This window comes from Bradyrhizobium sp. SZCCHNR1002 (genome assembly GCF_032381435.1).
Taxonomy (GTDB): Bacteria; Pseudomonadota; Alphaproteobacteria; order Rhizobiales; family Xanthobacteraceae; genus Bradyrhizobium; species Bradyrhizobium aeschynomenes.
This window is the reverse complement of sequence record NZ_JAUHIS010000001.1, coordinates 111,566-131,281: the sequence shown is the minus strand read 5'-3', so window position 1 is coordinate 131,281 and position 19,716 is coordinate 111,566. Positions and strand designations below refer to the sequence as shown.

The window sequence follows — 19,716 nt, the reverse complement described above, 5'->3', positions numbered from 1 at the left end:
CAGTTTAGGCCGCGCCCGTCGTTATGCAAAAAGTCGTCATGCCCGGGCTTGACCCGGGCATCCACGTCTCTCCAAGCGTTCTGTGCCAAAAGTGATGGATGGCCGGGTCAAGCCCGGCCATGACGGCGGAGTGTGGGGCAGGCTTCGCGCCTTAAAGCTTGATCCCCAACCGGGCCGCGGCCTGCGAGACATATTTCTGCGTCTGCTCGAACGCACCCTGCAGGGCCCGCGCCTTCGACATGTCGCTGATCTCGGCAAAGTGCGCCGCGATCGCGTCCGGCGTCCACTCCTCCGGGGGCAGGTTGATGCCTTCGCTCTCCAGGATCTTGATGACCGCGAACGAGCCGGCGCCGGCGCCCATGATGGTGCGGGTGGGCGCGTCCTCGCCGAGGAGATATTCCACCGCCGGCGTGATCGATTCCGGCTTCATCAGCTGCAGCGCCTGCGGCGGCAGCAGTTCTTCGGTCATGCGGGTCGCGGCCGTCGGCGAGATGATGTTGACGCGGATGTTGGTCTTGCGGCCCTCCTCGGCCAGCACGTTCATCAGGCCGACCATCCCTGTTTTGGCCGCGCCGTAATTGGCCTGGCCGAAATTGCCGAATAGGCCGGAGGACGACGTCGTCAGCACGATGCGGCCGTAGTTGCGCTCGCGCATGCCGTTCCACACTGCCTTGCAGCAGTAGAAGCTGCCGACCAGATGCACGTCGAGCACCTTGGCGAAATCGCCGACCTCCATCTTGCCGAACGACTTGTCTCTGAGGATGCCGGCATTGGCGCACATGATGTCGACGCTGCCCCATTCCTTGGTGGCGCGCTCGACCATCGCGGTGACCTGCTCGAAGTTCGAGACGTCGGCGCCGTCGGCCATCGCGGTGCCGCCGGCCTTCCGGATCTCCTCGACCACGGTCTCCGCCGCGGTCATCGAGCCGCCGGTGCCGTCGCGCGCGCCGCCGAAATCATTGACCACGACCTTGGCGCCGCGGCTCGCCAGCCCCAGCGCATGCGCGCGCCCGAGACCATTCCCTGCGCCGGTGACGATGGCGACGCGTCCGTCGAATCTGATTGCCATGATGATCTGCCCTACGGTTTCAGCTCGTCATGCCCGGGCTTGACCCGGGCATCCATCCACTTCGAAAGACTCTCGGTCTTGATGGATCGCCGGGTCAAGCCCGGCGATGACAAAGAGTGGGGTTGTGACGAAGAGTGTTAGCTCAGATAGATCAGTCCAATCCAGTCGGCGACCAGCGCGGGCTTCTCCTCGCCCTCGATCTCGACCGTAACGTTGGTGCGCGACTGCAACTCCTTAGGCTTGCGCAGCGTGGCTTCCGCGAGCACAAAGCGGCCACGCACGCGCTTGCCTGATTTCACCGGCGAAATGAAGCGCAGCTTGTCAAAACCGTAATTGACACCCATCGCCGTGCCCTCGATCGCCGGCATGACCTCGTAGGACATGACCGACAGCAGCGACATCGTCAGAAAGCCGTGTGCGATGGTGGTGCCGAACGGCGTGGCCTTGGCCTTGCCAGAATCGACATGGATGAACTGATGATCTTCGATCACGTCGGCATAGGTATCGATCCTCTTCTGATCGAGCACGTGCCATGACGACACGCCGATCTCCTGGCCGACCATGGCCTGATAGGCTGCAAGCGAAATCGGCGGCTTCTTCCAGATCTGGTTCATGCGTTCCCTATACCTCGTGCCCGGACGGCCGCGTCTTCAACTCCGGGAAGTCCTCTTCCTTGAATTCCGTGCCGCGCAGATGGTCCGTGCGGTTGTCCTCGTGCTCGAGCCGGCGCAGCTGTACGCGGCGGATTTTTCCGGAGATTGTCTTCGGCAGTTCGCTGACGAGCTCGAGCCGGCGGATGCGCTTGAACGGTGCGAGACGCGCCTGCAGATGCTCGAAGATCGACAGCGCCGTCGCGCGCGATCGCTCCGCGCCTGATGTCAGCAACACATAGGCCTTGGGGATCGCGAGCCGGATCGGATCCGGGCTCGGCACGACGGCGGCCTCGGCCACTGCCTCGTGCTCCAGCAGCACGCTCTCGAGCTCGAACGGCGAGATGCGATAGTCGGAGGATTTGAACACGTCATCGGAGCGACCGACGAAGGTGAGGTAACCCTCTTCGTCCCGGAACACGACGTCGCCGGTGCGATAGCGCGTGCCGTCCGCGCCCGACAGCCTGCCGTCGTCGCCTTGATAGCCTTGCATCAGCCCGGCCGGACGCTCACCCGTCAGCGCCAAGGTGATCTCGCCTTCGCTCGCCAGATTGCCGTCGATGTCGGCAACCTCGACGCGGTAGCCCGGCAACGGCCGACCCATCGAGCCGATTTTCAGCTTCTGACCCGGCGAGTTGCCGCAGATCGCGGCGGTCTCGGTCTGGCCGTAGCCATCGCGAATCGTCAGCCCCCAGGCGGCGCGGACCTGATCGATGACCTCGGGATTGAGCGGCTCGCCGGCGCCGCACGCCTCGCGCAGGCTGACTTTGAAGTCGGCGAGATGCTCCTGAATGAACAGCCGCCACACTGTCGGCGGCGCGCACAAGGTCGTCACGCCGCAGCGCTTGATGATCGCGAGCAGCCCCTTGGCGTCGAAGCGCGGCTGGTTGACCACGAACACGGTCGCGCCGGCATTCCACGGCGAGAAGAAGCAGCTCCAGGCGTGCTTGGCCCAGCCCGGCGAGGAGATGTTGAGATGCACGTCGCCCGGCTGCAGCCCGAGCCAGTACATCGTCGAGAGATGGCCGACCGGATAGCTGCGATGGCTATGCCGCACCAGCTTCGGCTTGGCCGTCGTGCCGGAGGTGAAATACAGCAGCATCGGATCATCAGGCTGTGTCGGACCATCCGGCGTGAATGCCTCGGCGGCATCGGCCGCCTGCTCGAACGGCAGCCAGCCGGCCGATGTCGTCGTCCCCACGACGATCCGAACCAAATCATCCGCGCCGAGATCGGCGAACTTCGCGACCTGGTCCTGCGCGGCGACGACAGCCTTCGCGCGGCCACGCTCGAGACGGTCGCGCAATTCGTCGGTCGTCAGCAGCGTGGTCGCTGGAATCACGACCACGCCGAGCTTCATCGCCGCCAGCATCGTCTCCCACAGCGGCACGACATTGCCGAGCAGCAGCAGCAGATGATCGCCGCGCTTCAAGCCTTGCGCACGCAGGAAGTTGGCGACCTGGTTGGAGCGCCGCGACAGCGCGGCGAAGGACAGCTTCGTCTGGCGATCCTGCGCGGCATCGAAGATCCACAGCGCGGTGCGCTCGCGGCTCTCGGGATCGGAGGCGAGCTCGGCATCGAACCAGTCGAGCGCCCAGTTGAACGGCACCGGATCGGGCCAGCGAAAACCCTTCACGGCGGCATCGTAGTCGGTGCGATGCGCCAGCAGAAACGCGCGTGCGTCCTTGAATGTCGTCATCAATTGGTCCCGGCGAGCTTGCGGACGTGCTGAATGATCCCCGAAAAATCGACGCCGCCATGGCCGGCTGCGTCGAACGCCTTGTAGATCTCCTGCGCGTGCTGGCCGAGCGGGGTCGCCGCGCCGGCGGCCTTCGCAGCATCCTGCGACAGCGTGAGATCCTTCAGCATCAGCGCGGTGGCGAAGCCCGGCTTGTAGTCGTTGTTGGCCGGTGAGGCCGGCACCGGGCCCGGCACCGGGCAATAGGACGTCAGCGACCAGCACTGGCCCGACGAGGTCGAGGCAACGTCGAACAGCGCCTGATGCGACAGGCCGAGCTTCTCGCCCAGCGCAAAGGCCTCGCCGACCGCGATCATCGAGATGCCCAGGATCATGTTGTTGCAGATCTTGGCCGCCTGGCCTGCGCCCGCGCCGCCGCAATGGACGATCTTCTTACCCATCTTTTCGAGGATCGGTTTGGCTGCGGCAAATGCGCCCTCCTCGCCACCGCACATGAAGGTCAGCGTCGCCGCCTTGGCCCCGCCCGTGCCGCCGGACACCGGCGCATCCACAGCCGCAATGCCATGCTTGGCCGCCAGCGCATGCGCGGCACGCGCGCTCTCGACGTCGATGGTCGAGGAATCGATGATCAGGGCGCCCTTCGCCATCGCGGGCACGATCTCGTTCCAGACCGCCAGCACATGCTTGCCGGCCGGCAGCATGGTGACGACGGCGTCGGCGCCCTTCACCGCCGCAACGGCGCTGTCGGCGATCTCGGCGCCATCGGCCTTGGCCTGCGCACGCGAGGCCTCGACCAGATCGAACGCGACCACCTTGTGGCCGGCCTTGACGAGATTGGCGGCCATCGGGCCGCCCATGTTGCCGAGGCCGATGAATGCGATCGTTGCCATGGTTCGTTCTCTCCCCTCGACTGCTTGTTATCTCGTTTGCGGAAATGTCAGCTCGTCGGCGCCGATCTCGGCGAGATACGGCGCCAGCATCTCCGGCGTCACCTGATCGACATCCGGCGGCGACCATTTTGGATTGCGATCCTTGTCGATGATCGCGGCGCGCACACCTTCGCGAAAATCGTCGCTGCGGAAGACTTCGAGCGCCGCGCGATACTCGCGCACCAGACACTCCTGCAACGATGTCGCTCCGCGCGCCAGCCGCAGCAGCTTGAGCGTCACCACCATGCCGCGCGGCGACTTCTCTTTCAACGTCTTCAGAGTCGACGACGCAAGCTCGGAGCCATCGGCTTCCAGCGCCGCAAAGATATCGTGCATCTTATCGTGGGCGAACCATGCATCGATCTTCGCCTGCCGCGCAGCGACAGGTCCGGCGGCCTCACCCGCGGCAAAGCCTGCGATCAGCCGATCGATCTCGACCGAGAGCGTGCCCGGCCTGACCTTGGTCAGGACCTCACGCAGCGCCGGCCATTTCTCCGTTGGCACCACGGCGTCCGCAAAGCGCGCGTGGATCGCGTCGGGACCATTCATGGTCTGCCCGGTCAAACCGAAATAGGCGCCAAGTTCGCCCGGCGCACGCGCCAATAGCCAGGTGCCGCCGACGTCTGGAAAGAAACCGAGGCCGACCTCGGGCATCGCGAGCTTGGTCTTCTCGGTGACGATGCGATGCCGGCCATGCGCCGACAGGCCGACGCCGCCACCCATGACGAGGCCATCCATGTACGCGATATAGGGCTTCGGGAACGCCGCAATGCGCGCGTTCATGATGTATTCCTGGCGCCAAAACACTTTTCCGAGGTCGCCATTCACCTTCGAGCTCTCATAGAGCCCGCGAATGTCGCCGCCAGCGCAAAGCCCGCGCTCGCCCGCACCTTCGAGCACCACCACCGCGACGGCAGGATCGGCCTCGAATTGATCGAGCGCCGCGTCGATGCCCATCGACATCTCCAGCGTCATCGCGTTGATCGCCTTTGGGCGATTCAGCCGGATGATGCCCGCCGAGCCTTCGCGCCGAACGATCAGATCGCCTTCGATGACGTCGCTCATCGCGCGCCCTCGATCAGCTTGCGCGACACGATCAGGCGCATGATCTCGTTGGTGCCTTCGAGAATCTGGTGCACGCGCAGATCACGGACGATCTTCTCGATGCCGTATTCACTGAGGTAGCCGTAGCCGCCATGCAGCTGCAGCGCCTGGTTGGCCACATCGAAGCCGACATCGGTGCCGAAGCGCTTGGCCATCGCGCACAGCATGGTCGCATCCGGATCCTTCCGATCGAGCGCCGCCGCTGCTCGCCACAGGAACGTCCGCGCCGCCTCGAGTTCAATCGCCATGTCGGCGATGCGGAATTGCAGCGCCTGGAATTCATCGAGCCGCTTGCCGAACGCCTTGCGCTCTTTGGTGTAGGCCAGCGTCTTGTCGAGCGCCGCCTGCGCGCCGCCGAGCGAGCACGCCGCAATGTTGAGGCGGCCGCCGTCGAGCCCGGCCATCGCGATCTTGAATCCGATACCCTCCTCGCCGAGCCGGTTGGCCACGGGCACACGCGCATTCTCGAAGATCACGGCGCGGGTCGGCTGTGCATTCCAGCCCATCTTGCGCTCGTTGGCGCCGAACGACACGCCAGGGGTCTTGGCATTGATCACGAGGGTGGAGATGCCGCCGGGACCATCGGCGCCCGTGCGCACCATCGCGACGAGAATGTCGGTCGCGCCGGCGCCGGAGATGAACTGCTTCTGGCCGTTGAGCACGTAGTCGTCGCCGTCGCGTACCGCGCGCGTGCGCAGCGCGGCGGCGTCCGAGCCGGCACCCGGCTCGGTCAGGCAGTAGCTCGCGATCAGGTCCATCGGGCAGAGCTTCGGCAGATATTCCTGGCGCTGCGCTTCGGTGCCGAAGGTGTCGATCATCCACGACGCCATGTTGTGGATGGAAATGAAGGCCGACACCGTCGGGCAGCCGGTCGCCAGCGCCTCGAAGATCAGCGCGGCATCGAGCCGGGACAGGCCGGAGCCGCCGACATCGTCGCGGATGTAGATGCCGCCCATGCCGAGCGCGGCGGCCTCGCGCATCACATCGACCGGGAAATGCTTCTCCTCGTCCCAGCGCAGCGCATGCGGGGCGATCTTCTCGGCCGCAAACGCGCGCGCCATCTCGCGCACCGCGATCTGATCCTCATCGAGAGCGAACTGCATTCGTTCTCCGCGTTTCCAAGTTTTTGTTCGTTGACGTGTCCTCGGCCCCCGTCATTGCGAGGAGCGAAGCGACGAAGCAATCCAGACTTATGGACGACGCCCTGGGTTGGGTTGCGTCGCTTCGCCCGCAATGACGAAAATGGGAGCCGTCATCGGCTCCCATATGTCGTCACTTCATCAGCGGGATCGAGAATTCCGCGCCTTCCTTGACGCCGGACGGCCAGCGCGAGGTGACGGTCTTGGTCTTGGTGTAGAAGCGGATCGAATCCGGCCCGTGCTGGTTCAGGTCGCCGAAGCCCGACTTCTTCCAGCCGCCGAAGGTGTAGTAGGCGATCGGCACCGGGATCGGCACGTTGATGCCGACCATGCCGACATTGACCTTGGCCGCGAAGTCGCGCGCGGCGTCTCCGTCGCGGGTGAAGATCGCAACGCCGTTGCCGTAGTCGTGATCCGACGGCAGCGCCAGCGCCTCGGCGTAATCCTTGGCACGCACAACCGATAGGACGGGGCCGAAGATCTCTTCCTTGTAGATCCGCATGTCCTTGGTGACGTTGTCGAACAGGCAGCCGCCCATGTAGAAGCCGTTCTCGTAGCCCTGCATCTTGAAGCCGCGGCCGTCGACGGCGAGCGTCGCGCCTTCCTTGACGCCGATATCGACATAGTTCTTCACACGCTCGACCGCCTCGCGGGTCACCAGCGGGCCGAAATCGGCCGACGGATCCACCGAGGTGCCGATCTTCAGGGCTTCGACGCGCGGGATCAGCTTGTCCATCAGCCGATCCGCAGTGGTCTTGCCGACGGGCACCGCGACCGAGACCGCCATGCAGCGCTCGCCGGCCGAGCCGTAGCCGGCGCCGATCAGCGCATCGACCGCCTGGTCGAGGTCGGCGTCGGGCATGATGATGGCGTGGTTCTTGGCGCCGCCGAAGCACTGGCAGCGCTTGCCGTGGGCAGCGGCGCGCTCATAGATGTACTGCGCGATCGGCGACGAGCCGACGAAGCCCACCGCCATGATATCGGGATCCTCCAGGATGGCGTCGACCGCCTCCTTGTCGCCGTTGACGACGTTGAGGATGCCCGGCGGCAGGCCGGCCTCGATCATCAGCTCGGCGAGCTTCATCGGCACGCCCGGGTCACGCTCGCTCGGCTTGAGGATGAAGGCATTGCCGCAGGCGATGGCGGGGGCGAACTTCCACATCGGAATCATCGCCGGGAAATTGAACGGCGTGATGCCGGCAACGACACCGAGCGGCTGACGCATCGAATAGATGTCGATGCCGGGACCGGCGCCCTCGGTGTATTCGCCCTTCATCAGGTGCGGAATGCCGCAGGCGAACTCGACCACTTCGAGGCCGCGCTGGATGTCGCCCTTGGCGTCCGGAATGGTCTTGCCGTGCTCGCGTGCCAGCAGCTCGGCGAGCTGGTCGTAGTCGCGCTGGGCGAGTTCCAAAAACTTCATCATCACGCGGGCCCGGCGCTGCGGGTTGGTCGCGGCCCAGGCCGGCTGCGCGGCCTTGGCATTCTCCACGGCGGCCCGGAGCTCGGCGCGCGAGGCCAAGGCGACCTTCGCCTGGACGTCACCGGTCATCGGCTCGAAGACGTCGGCCGTCCGTCCAGACGTGCCCTTGACCTCTTTGCCGCCAATGAAATGACCGATCGAACGCATGGGTATCCTCCGCAAGGGGTAAGCAGTGCCGATTTGGCCGGCATCTTGCAGTCTTTGCGGCGTTTGGGAAGGGTCTAAGCGCTGACCGGCGCTGCGAAAATGCCGCCCCTTCGCTTCCCCGTCAAACGCGCGCTCGGACGCGGCGCCCCCCGCGGGCCACAGGCTCAGCGCTTCGCGGACGCCGGCTTTTTTGCCGCCTTCTTCGCCGCCCCCCGCGCCGGCGGCTTGCCGGCCGGCGCACCGTCCGTGGCGATCGCCAGAGCCACCTCGCGTCCGGAGTTCAGGATCTCGTCGGATAATTGGCCGCTTCCGGTGACCCGCGCCATGACGATGGTCCCCATCAAGGTCGCGAGCATCGCGGAGGCCCGCTTGCGCGCGGTCTTGCGCGGCACGTCGATGATGTAATCGGCGAACAGGTCGATCAGCTCTTCCAGCTTCGCTGCGAAAGCCTTGCGCGTCCTGGCGCTCTCGCGCGCGATCTCGGCGCCGAGCGCCGGCACCGCGCAGCCATGGCCAGGATCATCGCGATGCTCGGGCGACAGGTAGCCGTCGACGATCGCGGCGAGCCGCTTTTGTGGCGGCAGCTCTTCCAACAGTTTGCGCCAGCGCTCGACCGAACGGTCGATCGCATAGCCGAACGCCTCGACGACCAGCGCCTCGCGCGATTCGAAATGGGCGTAGAAGCCGCCATGGGTGAGCCCGGCCTCTTTCATCAGATCGGCAACACCGACCCCGTGAGCGCCCTTCTCCCGCAGCCGCACTGACGCCTTGCGCACGATTCGCGCGTGGGTTTCCGCCTTGTGTTCCGGAGAGTAGCGCATTGCCGTCCCATTGAATGTCTGAGGTCATACAATAGCAGCTCTGCGCCCTGCTCGCTGCAGCTATTTGATGAATTCGAGTTGATCTAAATCAACTTCGCTGGCCTGATTTATTCCCGCGACTTTCACGCCCAACAACCCGACGAGGCCGGCCATGGACATGCTCAATTCTCACTGCGGCGTGAGTCGCGACGCCCGCGGCGTGGTCCGGCTGACGATCTGCCATGCCGGCGCGCTGAACATTCTCGGCTCGGCGGCCATCCTTGGCATACAAGCCGGACTGCAATCACTCGCCTCCGACGCCAGCATTCGCGCGCTCGTGCTGGCGGGAGAAAGTGAGAAGAGCATGATCGGCGGCGCCGACATCAAGGAGATGGCGACGCTCGATCAAGCCTCGGCAGAGGCGTTCATCTCGCGCCTGGCCGGACTATGCGAGGCGGTTCGGAACTTTCCAGTGCCCGTGATCGCGCGAATGCCGGGCTGGTGCCTCGGCGGTGGCCTGGAAGTCGCGGCAGCCTGCGACATCCGAGTTGCCTCCCATGACGCCAGATTCGGCATGCCCGAGGTGCGCGTCGGCATCCCCTCGGTCATTCATGCCGCGTTGCTGCCACGGTTGATCGGCTGGGGCCGCACGCGATGGCTGGTGATGACAGCCGAGACGATCGATGCGCCGACCGCGCTCGCCTGGGGACTCGTCGACTTGGTTGCGGCCGAAGGAGAGCTCGATAACGCGGTCGAGAAGGTCATTGCATCGCTGCTCGCCTGCGGTCCCGAAGCATTGCGGGCGCAGAAGGCCCTGCTGCGGCAATGGGAGGATCTGCCGCTGAAGGAGTCGATCGAGGTGTCGATCGGCGCCTTCGGACGATCGTTCCTGACCGACGAGCCCAAGCGGCTGATGCAGCACTTCATCGATCGCAAGCGCTAGGGCGCAATTTTCGCAAAGTTTCCGACTGCAGCCCCCGGCAATGTCGCGTCGTCTTCGGAAGATGTTGAGAGAACTTGCCGGGGTTTTCTTTTCCATGGCGACATTATATGATGATGATAATCCAATCAGGGAGCCAGCCATGGCATCGTCCGATCCCGTCGTCATCTTGTCCGCCGCTCGCACGCCCCTCGGCCGCTTCATGGGCGAGTTGTCGCCGCTCAGCGCGCACCGGCTCGGCGCGCACGTGATCAACGCCGCGCTGGAACGGGCGGCCGTCTCCGCTGACGCGGTGCAGGAGGTGTTGATGGGCAATGTGCTGCCGGCCGGACAGGGGCAGGCGCCGGCACGACAGGCCGCGCGCGGCGCTGGCCTGCCCGATGCGACCGGCGCCACCACCATCAACAAGGTCTGCGGCTCCGGGATGAAGGCGACGATGCTGGCGCACGATATCATCCGTGCCGGCTCGGCCGAGATCGTCGTGTCCGGCGGCATGGAGAGCATGAGCAATGCGCCCTATCTGCTGGCCAAGGCGCGCGGCGGCTATCGCGCCGGCCACGACCGCATCCTCGACCACATGATGCTGGACGGGCTGGAGGACGCCTACGACACCGGCCGCTCCATGGGCGACTTTGGTGAGGCCACCGCCGAAGCCTATCAGTTCACCCGTGCCGATCAGGACGCCTACGCTGTCGAGACGCTGACGCGCGCCCGCAAGGCAGTCGAGAGCGGCGCGTTCGTGGCCGAGATCGCACCGATCACGCTGACGGAAAGATCCGGCCCGCGGCTGGTCACCCATGACGAGCATCCGCTCAAGGTCGATCCTGCCAAGATTCCGGCACTGAAGCCGGCCTTCCGCAAGGACGGCACGATCACGCCGGCGGCGTCCTCCGCCAATGCCGACGGCGCCGCGGCGCTCGTGCTTACGGCACGATCACGCGCCGAGCGCGACGGCCTTCCCGTGATCGCCGAGATCAAGGGGCACGCGACCCACAGCCAGGAGCCGCAATGGTTCACGACGGCGCCGATCCCGGCGATCCGTAAGCTGCTCGACAAGGTCGGCTGGCGCGTCGAGGACGTCGATTTGTTCGAGATCAACGAGGCGTTCGCTGTCGTCGCGATGGCCGCGCAGCGCGACCTCGGCATTCCCCGCGACAAGCTGAACGTCAATGGCGGCGCCTGCGCGCTCGGCCATCCCATCGGCGCCACCGGCGCGCGGCTGATCGTGACGCTGCTGCATGCGATGCAGGCCCGTGGCCTGAAACGCGGTATCGCCGCGCTGTGCATCGGCGGCGGCGAGGCCACGGCGATCGCGGTGGAGCGGCCGTGATGTCCTGAAACGAGGGAACTTTGCCATTTATGTCACCTGCGCCGTCTGCCAGACTGGACGCCGTTTCCTAGCCTCACGAGAACCGCATGATCTCCAATCAGCTTGCCGCAGCCCTCGGACGGCGCAACATCCACTATGGCTGGGTGATGGTCGCCGTCACCTTCTTCACGGCGCTGGTTTCCGCCGGCACGGTGGGGGCGCCCGGCGTGTTCATCGTGCCTTTGCAGCACGAGTTCGGCTGGAGCACCGCGGAGATCTCCTCGGCGCTGTCGATCCGTTTCGTGCTGTTCGGGCTGATGGCACCGTTCGCCGCCGCCCTTCTGAACCGCTACGGCCTGCGCAACATCACGCTGCTGGCCCAATTGATCGTGGTCTCGGCGCTGCTGGCCTCGCTCGCGATGACCGAGGTCTGGCACCTCGTGTTGCTGTGGGGCGTGGTGATCGGCCTCGGCACCGGCATGACCGCGCTGGTGCTCGGCGCGACCATCGCCACGAGGTGGTTCGTCGCGCGCCGGGGCCTCGTCGTCGGCATCCTCACCGCCAGCGTCGCCACCGGGCAGTTGGTGTTCCTGCCGCTGCTCGCCAGCCTCACCGAACGGCTCGGCTGGCGCACGGCGCTGGCGCTGGTCTGCCTCGCGCTCGGCGTCTCCGCGACCGCCGTGCTGCTCTTGATGCGCGACCGGCCAAGCGATCTCGGTCTGCGCCCATTCGGCGACAACGGCACCGATCCGATCGCGGCGCCCGCCCCTGTGACCACGCCGATCCTCGCCGCCGCGCTCGGCACCCTGCGCGATGCGGTGCGGGTGCCGGTGTTCTGGATGCTGTTCGCGACCTTCTTCATCTGCGGCGCCTCGACCAACGGCCTGGTCCAGGTGCACCTGATCCCCATGTGCCTCGACTTCGGCATCCCGCAGGTCCAGGCGGCAAGCCTGCTCGCCGCGATGGGCATGTTCGACTTCGTCGGCACCATCGTGTCGGGCTGGCTGTCGGACCGCTACGACAATCGCTGGCTGTTGTTCTGGTACTACGGCCTGCGCGGACTCTCGCTGCTGTTCCTGCCGTTCACCGACTTCTCGTTCTATGGCCTGTCGCTGTTCGCGATGTTTTACGGCCTCGACTGGATCGCGACCGTGCCGCCGACGGTGCGGCTGACGGCGCAGCGGTTCGGGCCGGAGCGCGCCAATCTGGTGTTCGGCTGGGTGTTTGCCGGACATCAGCTCGGCGCCGGCACCGCAGCCTTCGGCGCCGGCCTGTCGCGCACGCTGCTGCAGAGCTACCTGCCGGCGTTCTTCATCGCCGGTGCGCTCTGCATCATCGCGGCGCTGCTTGCGCTCGCCATCGCGCGGCAGGCGAAGCCTGCCGCGGCGTAACATCACGGCCGCGTCGTCATCGCGGTCGGCGGGCCCGGCGTGCGCAGCGGCTCGGCGAGACGCGCGAACTCGCACAGCAGCGCGCGCGTCTTGCGGGGGTCGATGATCTCTTCGACCCAGAACTTCTCGGCCGAACGGAACGGCGAGCGCAGCTTGGTCAGCCGCTCCTCGATCTCCTTCAGCTTGGCCTTTGGATCGGGCGCTGCATCGATCTCGGCGCGGTAAGCCGCCTCGATGCCGCCTTCGAGCGGCAGCGAGCCCCAATGGGCCGACGGCCAGGCATAGCGCATCGAGAACCGGTCGGCCGGCTGATGCACGACGCCGGCGACGCCGAAATTGTTGCGTACGATCACCGTGCACCACGGCACGGTCGACTGGTTGACCGCCGCCATCGCACGCACGCCATGGCGGATGGTCGCCGCCTTCTCGGCGTCCAGGCCGACCATGAAGCCGGGGCAGTCCATCAGATAGACGATCGGCAGATGGAAGGTCTCGGCGAAGTCGACCCAGCGGATCACCTTCTGGCAGGCATCCGCGGTCCATGAGCCGCCGAAGTGATAGGGATCGCTCGCCAGCACCATCACCGCGCGGCCTTCGAGCCGCGCGAGGCCGACGATCAGCGGACGGCCGTAGTTCTGTGCCACCTCGAAGAACGAGCCGCTGTCGACGACGGACTCGATGATCGGCCGCATCTTGTAGACGCGGCGGCGATCGCGCGGCACGGCGCTGATCAGCTGCTCGTCGGTGCGCTGCGGATCGTCGGTGCAGGGCAAGGTCGGCGGCAGCTCGTAGACCGAGGACGGCAGATAGGACAGAAAACGCCGCGCGCAGGCGAAGGCTTCCGCCTCGGTATCGACGGCATGGTCGACACCGCCGGCCTTGGTCTGGATATCGGCGCCGCCGAGCTCCATCTTGCCGAGGTCCTGGCCGAGCCGCTTCACCACCGGCGGGCCGGCGACGAACATCGCCGATTGCCGCGTCATCACCGAATAGTGGCTCGCCGCCAGCCGTGCCGCGCCCAGCCCCGCGACCGAGCCGAGACCCAGCCCGACCACCGGCACCAGCGACATGTTCTCGGTCGTGTAGCGATACCAGCGATTGCCGCCGATGCCGCCGGGCAGATTGGCAGCGCCCTTGGTCTCGATCGTCTTGACCGAGCCGCCGCCGCCGGAGCCCTCGATGATGCGGATGATCGGCAGACGGAAATCGTGCGCCATCTCCTCGGCCATCAGCGGCTTCGCCGCGATCGACGCGTCGGCCGAGCCGCCGCGCACGGTGAAGTCGTCACCGACCACGACGACCGTGCGGCCGTCGACGCGGGCGCGCCCGAACACGCAATTGGCGGGCGTCACATGCTTCAGCTCGCCCTGCTCGTCATAGTCGCCGAGACCGGCGACCGCGCCGATCTCGTGGAAGCTGCCGGGATCGACGACGCCGTCGATGCGCTCGCGAACGGTGAGGCGGCCCTGGTCGTGCTGACGCTTGACCTTGTCAGGCCCGCCCATCTCCCGCGCGAAGGCCTCGCGCCGGGCCAATTCCTCGAGCTCCGGCTGCCAACTCATTCGTTCCCCCTGCCCCGGTGATGGTCTTCTTATGATTGGTCTTCGCCGTCACAGGAAGCGGCTTCCTTTCCATCCGGCTGTTAAAGACATCGGCTTCCGCGCCTTGCAGCAGGGCCGCGATGTTGCGGCCGAGCTCGCGCATCGGCTGAGCGACCTCGTCGTGCAGACGCTGCTCGTCATACATCGCCGACAGCAGGCCGATCGTCAGCACGACGTTGGTCTGGTACTGCGGCGACCACACCGGCAGCGCCAGGCCGTTGATATGAGGGCTCCAGAGGCCGCAGGCCACCACGTAGCCATGCTCCTTCAGGAACTGCCTGTTGTGCTCGAGCCGCGGCCGCAAGAGACTCGCCGCATCCGGCATCTCGCGCTCCATCTCGGCGAGCAGCGCGTCGCCGATCTCCGGCTCGAGCGCAGCGACATACGCATGCCCCGCGGCCGTCGAGGCCATCGAGATGCGGCTGCCAGTGGTCTCGTGCAGGCCGAGCGCATTCGCGGCGCGGCCGAACTCCAGATAGACCAGATGAAACTGATCGGGGATGACGAAGCCGACGGTGCCCGGCAACTGCTCGGCGACATCCTGCAGACGCTGGCGGATCAGGTTGCGCAGCTGAAGCCCGCGAGTCATCGAGGTGCTCATCGCAACCGCGCTCGGGCCGATGCGGTACTTCTGATCGCGCGGCAGATAGACCAGCTGGCCCATGCGCGTCAGTGTGTGCGTCAGCCGCGACACCGTCGACCGCGGCAGGCCGCAGCGGTTCGAGATTTCGAGATTGCCGAGCCGCGAATCGTGCCCCTCGAAACAGCGAAGCACGTCGAACGCTCGCGACACCACCTGAATGACCTCACCTTCCCCGGCGAGATCTCCGGGCAGCATGCCCGCCCTGCTCAATCGCTCAGACCGTCGTCCCATGCGTTTCCCACCAATTCCGTCCTGCGGAATGATATTCCGCTTATCGAACAAGCTACCGCAGCAATTTTGCCGTCACAACCATAGACCCTCTCTAAAAGCTGCTGTTCTTCAGCGTGTTGGCACAAGACGCGGAATCGCGGTGCAATCTGCACTGGCATGCCAACCATGGCGGTGATGGCAGTTCCGAAGCGCGGCACTGCGGTGCTCCGGCAGCTCGCTCGCCAGCTCCGATGGCGCGGGCCCATGCCACCGCTTCGCCCAATCGGTGAGCAGCAACAGCATTTGACCAGCATTGCGACAAGTGTGGGCTGGCTGCCCCGGCCCGGCTACGACATAACCGGCTCCAGATCTTGTTCCCGCCGAGCTGCCCATGACCACCCGACACCCGAGGCCCATCCAGAACCCGCAGAATTGGGCGTCCGCCGCGATGCCACCGCTGCAGCGCTTCCTGTCGGGCTGCCACGCCGACTTCTGGTCCGATCACGACGGCGCGGTCGCCAACTACATCCCGGAGCTCGGCAAGGCTGATCCGGCGCATTTCGGCATCAGCCTCGCCACGCTCGACGGTCACGTCTACGAGGTCGGCGACAGCCGCGTGCCGTTCACCATCCAGTCCATGTCGAAGCCATTCGTGTTCGCGCTCGCGCTGGATATTCTCGGCTCGGACGCGGTCGAGCGCGTCATCGGTGTGGAGCCGTCCGGCGACCCCTTCAATTCGATCCGGCTGAACGCCGACAATCATCCGTTCAATGCCATGGTCAATGCCGGCGCCATCACCTGCAGCGGCCTGCTCCGGCAGGCGCGGCAGGCGGACGCCTTCGACACCATCCGTGATGCGCTCGGCCGCTTTGCCGGACGCAAGCTCGACGTCGACGATGCGGTATTCGCCTCTGAATCCGCGACCGGCGATCGCAATCGCGCCATCGCCTACCTGCTGCGCACCTCTGACGTCATCAAGGAATCCGTCGACGACGTGCTCGCGGTCTACTTCCGGCAATGCGCCGTGCTGGTCACTGCGCGCGACTGCGCGATCATGGCGGCGACGCTCGCCAATCGCGGCGTCAACCCCGTCACCGGCCAGCAGGTGGTGACGCCCTATGCGGTGTCGCGGACGCTCTCGGTGATGACATCCTCGGGCATGTACGACTTCGCTGGCGAATGGATCTACCGCGTCGGCATTCCCGCCAAGAGCGGCGTCGGCGGCGGCATCCTCGCGAGCCTGCCGGCGCGCCTCGGACTGGGCAGCTACTCGCCGCGGCTCGACGGCCACGGCAACAGCGTGCGCGGCATCAAGGTGTGCGAGGCGCTGTCGGCGCATTACGGCCTGCACATGCTGAACCGCTCCGACGATGCGCGCACCACGATCATCGCCGACTACGACATCGGCGCCAATCCGTCGCGACGCAGCCGCCGCGCCCAGGAGCGCGATATCCTGGCCGCACATCCCGATGCCGTGCGCGTGCTCGAGCTGGTCGGAACGCTGTCGCTCTCGAATGTCGACTATGTCTCGCGGCAGCTCGCCGCCAGCGCGCGCCCGCAATTCGTGATCTTCGACCTGCACCGCGTCACCGCGATGACACAAGCGGGCCTGCGCCTGCTCGCCGAGCTGTTTCACGAGCTGGCCGATTTCCACGTGACCGTCGTGCTGTCCGGGATCCGGCGCTCGTCGCCGGAATGGCAGGAGATCACCGCGCGCACCGGTGACATCAGGAACGTGCGTGACTTCTACCTGCTCGACACCGCGATCGAATGGGCCGAGGACCAGATCGTCTACCGCTACGGCGGCGCGATCGACTTTCTGGAAACCACCGAGCTCGCCGAGCAGCCGCTGCTTGCAGGGATCGGCGAAGAGGAGCGCCATGAGCTCGCGGCGCTGGCGATCATCCGGCATTATCAGCAGGGCGAGCGCATTCTCAGCTCCGGCGAGCCGGCACACGCGCTGTTCTTCCTGCGCTCCGGTGTCGTCCACGTCACGCTGTCCGACGGCATCCGGCTGGCGACGCTCACCGCGGGCCAATGCTTCGGCGAGATGGCGCTGCTGGACCCGGTGCGCTCCGCCGACGTGACCGCCGATTTCTCGGCCACCGCCTTCGAGATCACGCTTGCGGATTTCGAGCGTTTCCGCGTGCGGCATCCGAAAGCGGGCGAGCGCATCATGCGCAATCTGGCGCAATTGCTGGCGGAGCGTCTCACGATCGCCAATGCGAGGCTCAATCTGCTCGCTGCCGACTAAGCCGGTCATCGAAGCGTCGCATGTAGAAGATGCAAATAAATACTCAAGGTTGCAATTCACAGCATTTGATAGCTTCGGTACTACATTTCTCATCACTCGTATTTGTACGGTCTCGCCCAAACGTTACCGGAACACGGTCGCAGGACAACCATAAGCGAGCCCAATTCGCGCCGCATTGCCCGACGATGTTCTGAACCGTCGATGAACGCCGAGTGGGGACTCGCAAAGCGAACGTCGAAGTGGGGTGTTCCGAGTAAAATTCCAGCCGCCGTCGCGTGTGTATTCGCGCAACGGAGAGTCGTGTCCAGTCCAGGGAGGAAACGGCATGAAGGAAGCCACTAAGAGGGCGACATCGGAAGCACTCGCGCACATGCTGGCGGTGACCTCGATGATCGTCATCGCCAGCGTCCTGTTCTACGGGCGATGAAGGGCTGTCTGGAGGTTCTGCGTCGCAGTTTCTTCATCGCCCGTAGGTAGGATTGTGGGCTTGATTGCTCACGCGAACGACCGAGTTGAGTTGCGTTTGAGTTAGTAGGCGTAGCGTACCAGTATTGCGTCAATCGCGCGGCGATCCGGGTCGGGACGAATTTGTATGGCGTATCGTCCCGCCTCGGCCGCCCGCGGCCCGCGTCTCCCGACGTCGCGCGGCCACACATTCTCATGCCCTCTTTCCGAAATATGGCACCGTGCCACCCGCAAAGGCCGTGAAGCGCGCCGCGACGGCGTCGCCGATCGTCAGATCGTGGTCGCCATGGGCCATCATGCGAAAGCCCTCGCGCATGTCCACCAGCACGATGTTGTAGGGCACATACGCGCGGGTCTCCGGGGTCGCGGCACGGCAGACCAGCGACGTCGCGTAGACGGTGCCCTCCCCGCTCGCGGTGTGGTCGGTGAGCGCCAGCGAGCCGCAGGCCGCGCAGAAGTCTCGGCGGAAATACTGCACATGGGCGCAGCACGCGCAGCGCTGATAGCGAATCGCCGCCACGCCTTTGGTCCAATCGTCTCCTTCCCTCATCGCACCCGCTCCCAGAACATGCTGACATGGGACGACAGCACGCCGCCATCGCCGTGCAGAAGCGTCAGCGCGGCCTCCCGCACCTGGCGGCGTCCCGCCCGCCCCGTCATCTGCAGATGCGCCTCGTTGAGATGCGCCATGGCGCCGCCGACGCCGCAGTGGCCGTAGCTCAGCAGACCGCCATGCGTGTTGAGCGGGATGGCGCCGTCGCGGCTGAAATGCCCCGCTTTGATTCGCGACGCCGCCTCGCCGCGGCCGGCAAGACCGAGATCCTCGAGCAGCATGCACAGCGTGATGGTGAAGCTGTCATAGACCGCGGCATAGTCGACATCCGCGATCGCGACACCGGCAGCGGCCTTGGCTTTCTCGATCGCGATCTCCGCTCCGAGCTTGCTCAAAGCCGGAGCCGCGGTGACATGCTGATGCGTGTGCGCCTGGGCGCAGCCGCGCACGCTGATCGCAATCGATCCGGTCGGCTCGCGGCTGACGATGATGGCTGCGCCGCCGTCGGACACCGGACAGCAGTCGAGCAGCTTCAGCGGCTTTGCGACCAGCTTCGACGCCATCACGTCGGCAACCGTGATGGGCTCATGAAACTGCGCGCCGGGATGACCCAGTGCGTGCGTGCGCATCAGCACCGCAAATTCGGCAAGGTCCTCCTCGGTGACACCGTACTCGTGCATGTAGCGCGAGGCGACGAGGCCGTAATAAGCGGGGATGGTCGGACCGAGCGGCAGCTCGTAGCCGGGATGACCGACCTGCGCCAGCGCCTGGATCGAGGCGTCGCGGCTCTGGCCGGTCAGGCGGTTCTCACCGGCGACGACGAGCATATTCTCGACGACGCCTGCCTCGACCAGGTGATGCGCGAGCATCACCATCGCGAGCCCCGTGGCGCCGCCGACCTGCACCGCATGGGCATAGGACGGAGTGATGCCGAAATGCTCGGCGAACACGGTTGCGAGCATGATGTGCGGCGACACCGTCGAATAGCCGCACAGGATGCCGTCGATGTCATCACGCGTCAGCTCGGCGTCATCGAGCGCCAGTTGCGCCGCCATGCTCATCAGGTCGAGCGACGAGCGGCCATCGTGGCGGCCGAACGAGGTCAGGCCGGTGCCGGTGATGTAGGTCATCGCGCCACGCGCTCCGTCATTCCGGGGCATCGCGCAGCGATGAGCCCGGAATCCATAGCCACCGGATGCTGTGTGAGGCACAGACGTGGTTGGCATCCCGCCTCACGACATCGCCCTGGGGTTATGGATTCCGGGCTCGCCCTTCGGGCGCCCCGGAATGACGTAGGGAGGGAGTGCGGGCATGTCATCGTCAAACTCGT

General features: G+C 65.8%; 15 protein-coding genes and 1 pseudogene. 4 read left to right on the top strand and 12 right to left on the bottom strand.

The window, feature by feature from the left end; translation table 11 throughout:
- Nucleotides 1-151 precede the first annotated feature (151 nt).
- The 8 genes and pseudogenes from QX108_RS00615 to QX108_RS00580 form a co-directional block, all read right to left on the bottom strand.
- Nucleotides 152-1,069, bottom strand: a complete 918-nt coding sequence (locus QX108_RS00615; RefSeq protein WP_315784969.1) for an SDR family NAD(P)-dependent oxidoreductase — start codon at nt 1,067-1,069, stop codon at nt 152-154.
- A gap of 137 nt (nt 1,070-1,206) precedes the next feature.
- Nucleotides 1,207-1,683, bottom strand: coding sequence for a MaoC family dehydratase (locus tag QX108_RS00610; protein WP_315784972.1), 477 nt, complete (start codon nt 1,681-1,683; stop codon nt 1,207-1,209).
- A gap of 7 nt (nt 1,684-1,690) precedes the next feature.
- The gene (locus QX108_RS00605) at nt 1,691-3,418 is read right to left on the bottom strand and encodes an AMP-binding protein (protein WP_315784975.1); all 1,728 of its coding nucleotides are present in this window, start codon (nt 3,416-3,418) and stop codon (nt 1,691-1,693) included.
- Nucleotides 3,418-4,317 (bottom strand): annotated as a pseudogene (mmsB, locus tag QX108_RS00600) (3-hydroxyisobutyrate dehydrogenase); the annotation flags it as partial. The pseudogene mmsB and the gene QX108_RS00605, both read right to left, overlap by 1 nt.
- Before the next feature lie 18 nt (nt 4,318-4,335).
- Nucleotides 4,336-5,412 (bottom strand): enoyl-CoA hydratase/isomerase family protein, encoded by a 1,077-nt coding sequence (locus tag QX108_RS00595; RefSeq protein ID WP_315784978.1) that lies wholly within the window; start codon nt 5,410-5,412, stop codon nt 4,336-4,338.
- Nucleotides 5,409-6,554 carry an isobutyryl-CoA dehydrogenase gene (locus tag QX108_RS00590; RefSeq protein WP_315784981.1) on the bottom strand — a complete coding sequence of 382 codons (1,146 nt, stop codon included), beginning with the start codon at nt 6,552-6,554 and terminating at the stop codon, nt 5,409-5,411. Before QX108_RS00590 ends, QX108_RS00595 begins: the two co-directional genes overlap by 4 nt.
- Nucleotides 6,555-6,723: 169 nt before the next feature.
- Entirely contained in the window at nt 6,724-8,220 is a 1,497-nt protein-coding gene (locus QX108_RS00585; protein WP_315784984.1) for a CoA-acylating methylmalonate-semialdehyde dehydrogenase, read from the bottom strand.
- Nucleotides 8,221-8,384: 164 nt separating this feature from the next.
- Nucleotides 8,385-9,041, bottom strand: a complete 657-nt coding sequence (locus QX108_RS00580) for a TetR/AcrR family transcriptional regulator (RefSeq protein WP_315719597.1) — start codon at nt 9,039-9,041, stop codon at nt 8,385-8,387.
- Between the two features lie 151 nt (nt 9,042-9,192).
- Here QX108_RS00580 and QX108_RS00575 point away from each other — a divergent pair, with 151 nt between their 5' ends.
- The 3 genes from QX108_RS00575 (at nt 9,193) to QX108_RS00565 (ending at nt 12,660) form a co-directional block, all read left to right on the top strand.
- The gene (locus tag QX108_RS00575) at nt 9,193-9,963 is read left to right on the top strand and encodes an enoyl-CoA hydratase (RefSeq protein ID WP_315784987.1); all 771 of its coding nucleotides are present in this window, start codon (nt 9,193-9,195) and stop codon (nt 9,961-9,963) included.
- 139 nt (nt 9,964-10,102) lie between these two features.
- Complete coding sequence (locus tag QX108_RS00570) at nt 10,103-11,290, top strand: acetyl-CoA C-acyltransferase (protein WP_315784990.1); 1,188 nt, start codon at nt 10,103-10,105, stop codon at nt 11,288-11,290.
- An 86-nt stretch (nt 11,291-11,376) separates the two neighbouring features.
- Nucleotides 11,377-12,660, top strand: coding sequence for an MFS transporter (locus QX108_RS00565; protein WP_315784993.1), 1,284 nt, complete (start codon nt 11,377-11,379; stop codon nt 12,658-12,660).
- A 2-nt stretch (nt 12,661-12,662) separates the two neighbouring features.
- On the opposite strand, the gene QX108_RS00560 is transcribed toward QX108_RS00565, so the two are convergent.
- Complete coding sequence (locus QX108_RS00560) at nt 12,663-14,222, bottom strand: acyl-CoA carboxylase subunit beta (RefSeq protein ID WP_315784995.1); 1,560 nt, start codon at nt 14,220-14,222, stop codon at nt 12,663-12,665.
- The gene (locus QX108_RS00555; protein WP_315719592.1) at nt 14,152-15,135 is read right to left on the bottom strand and encodes an IclR family transcriptional regulator; all 984 of its coding nucleotides are present in this window, start codon (nt 15,133-15,135) and stop codon (nt 14,152-14,154) included. Before QX108_RS00555 ends, QX108_RS00560 begins: the two co-directional genes overlap by 71 nt.
- A gap of 370 nt (nt 15,136-15,505) precedes the next feature.
- On the opposite strand from QX108_RS00555, the gene glsA reads away from it, so the two are divergent.
- Nucleotides 15,506-17,368 (top strand): glutaminase A, encoded by a 1,863-nt coding sequence (gene glsA / locus QX108_RS00550; RefSeq protein WP_315784999.1) that lies wholly within the window; start codon nt 15,506-15,508, stop codon nt 17,366-17,368.
- Nucleotides 17,369-18,026: 658 nt separating this feature from the next.
- Here the strand turns inward: glsA and QX108_RS00545 are convergent.
- Nucleotides 18,027-18,383 carry a Zn-ribbon domain-containing OB-fold protein gene (locus QX108_RS00545; RefSeq protein ID WP_315785002.1) on the bottom strand — a complete coding sequence of 119 codons (357 nt, stop codon included), beginning with the start codon at nt 18,381-18,383 and terminating at the stop codon, nt 18,027-18,029.
- Nucleotides 18,380-19,516 (bottom strand): thiolase family protein, encoded by a 1,137-nt coding sequence (locus QX108_RS00540; RefSeq protein WP_315785005.1) that lies wholly within the window; start codon nt 19,514-19,516, stop codon nt 18,380-18,382. The genes QX108_RS00545 and QX108_RS00540 overlap by 4 nt, the downstream gene beginning before the upstream one ends.
- Nucleotides 19,517-19,716: the final 200 nt, after the last annotated feature.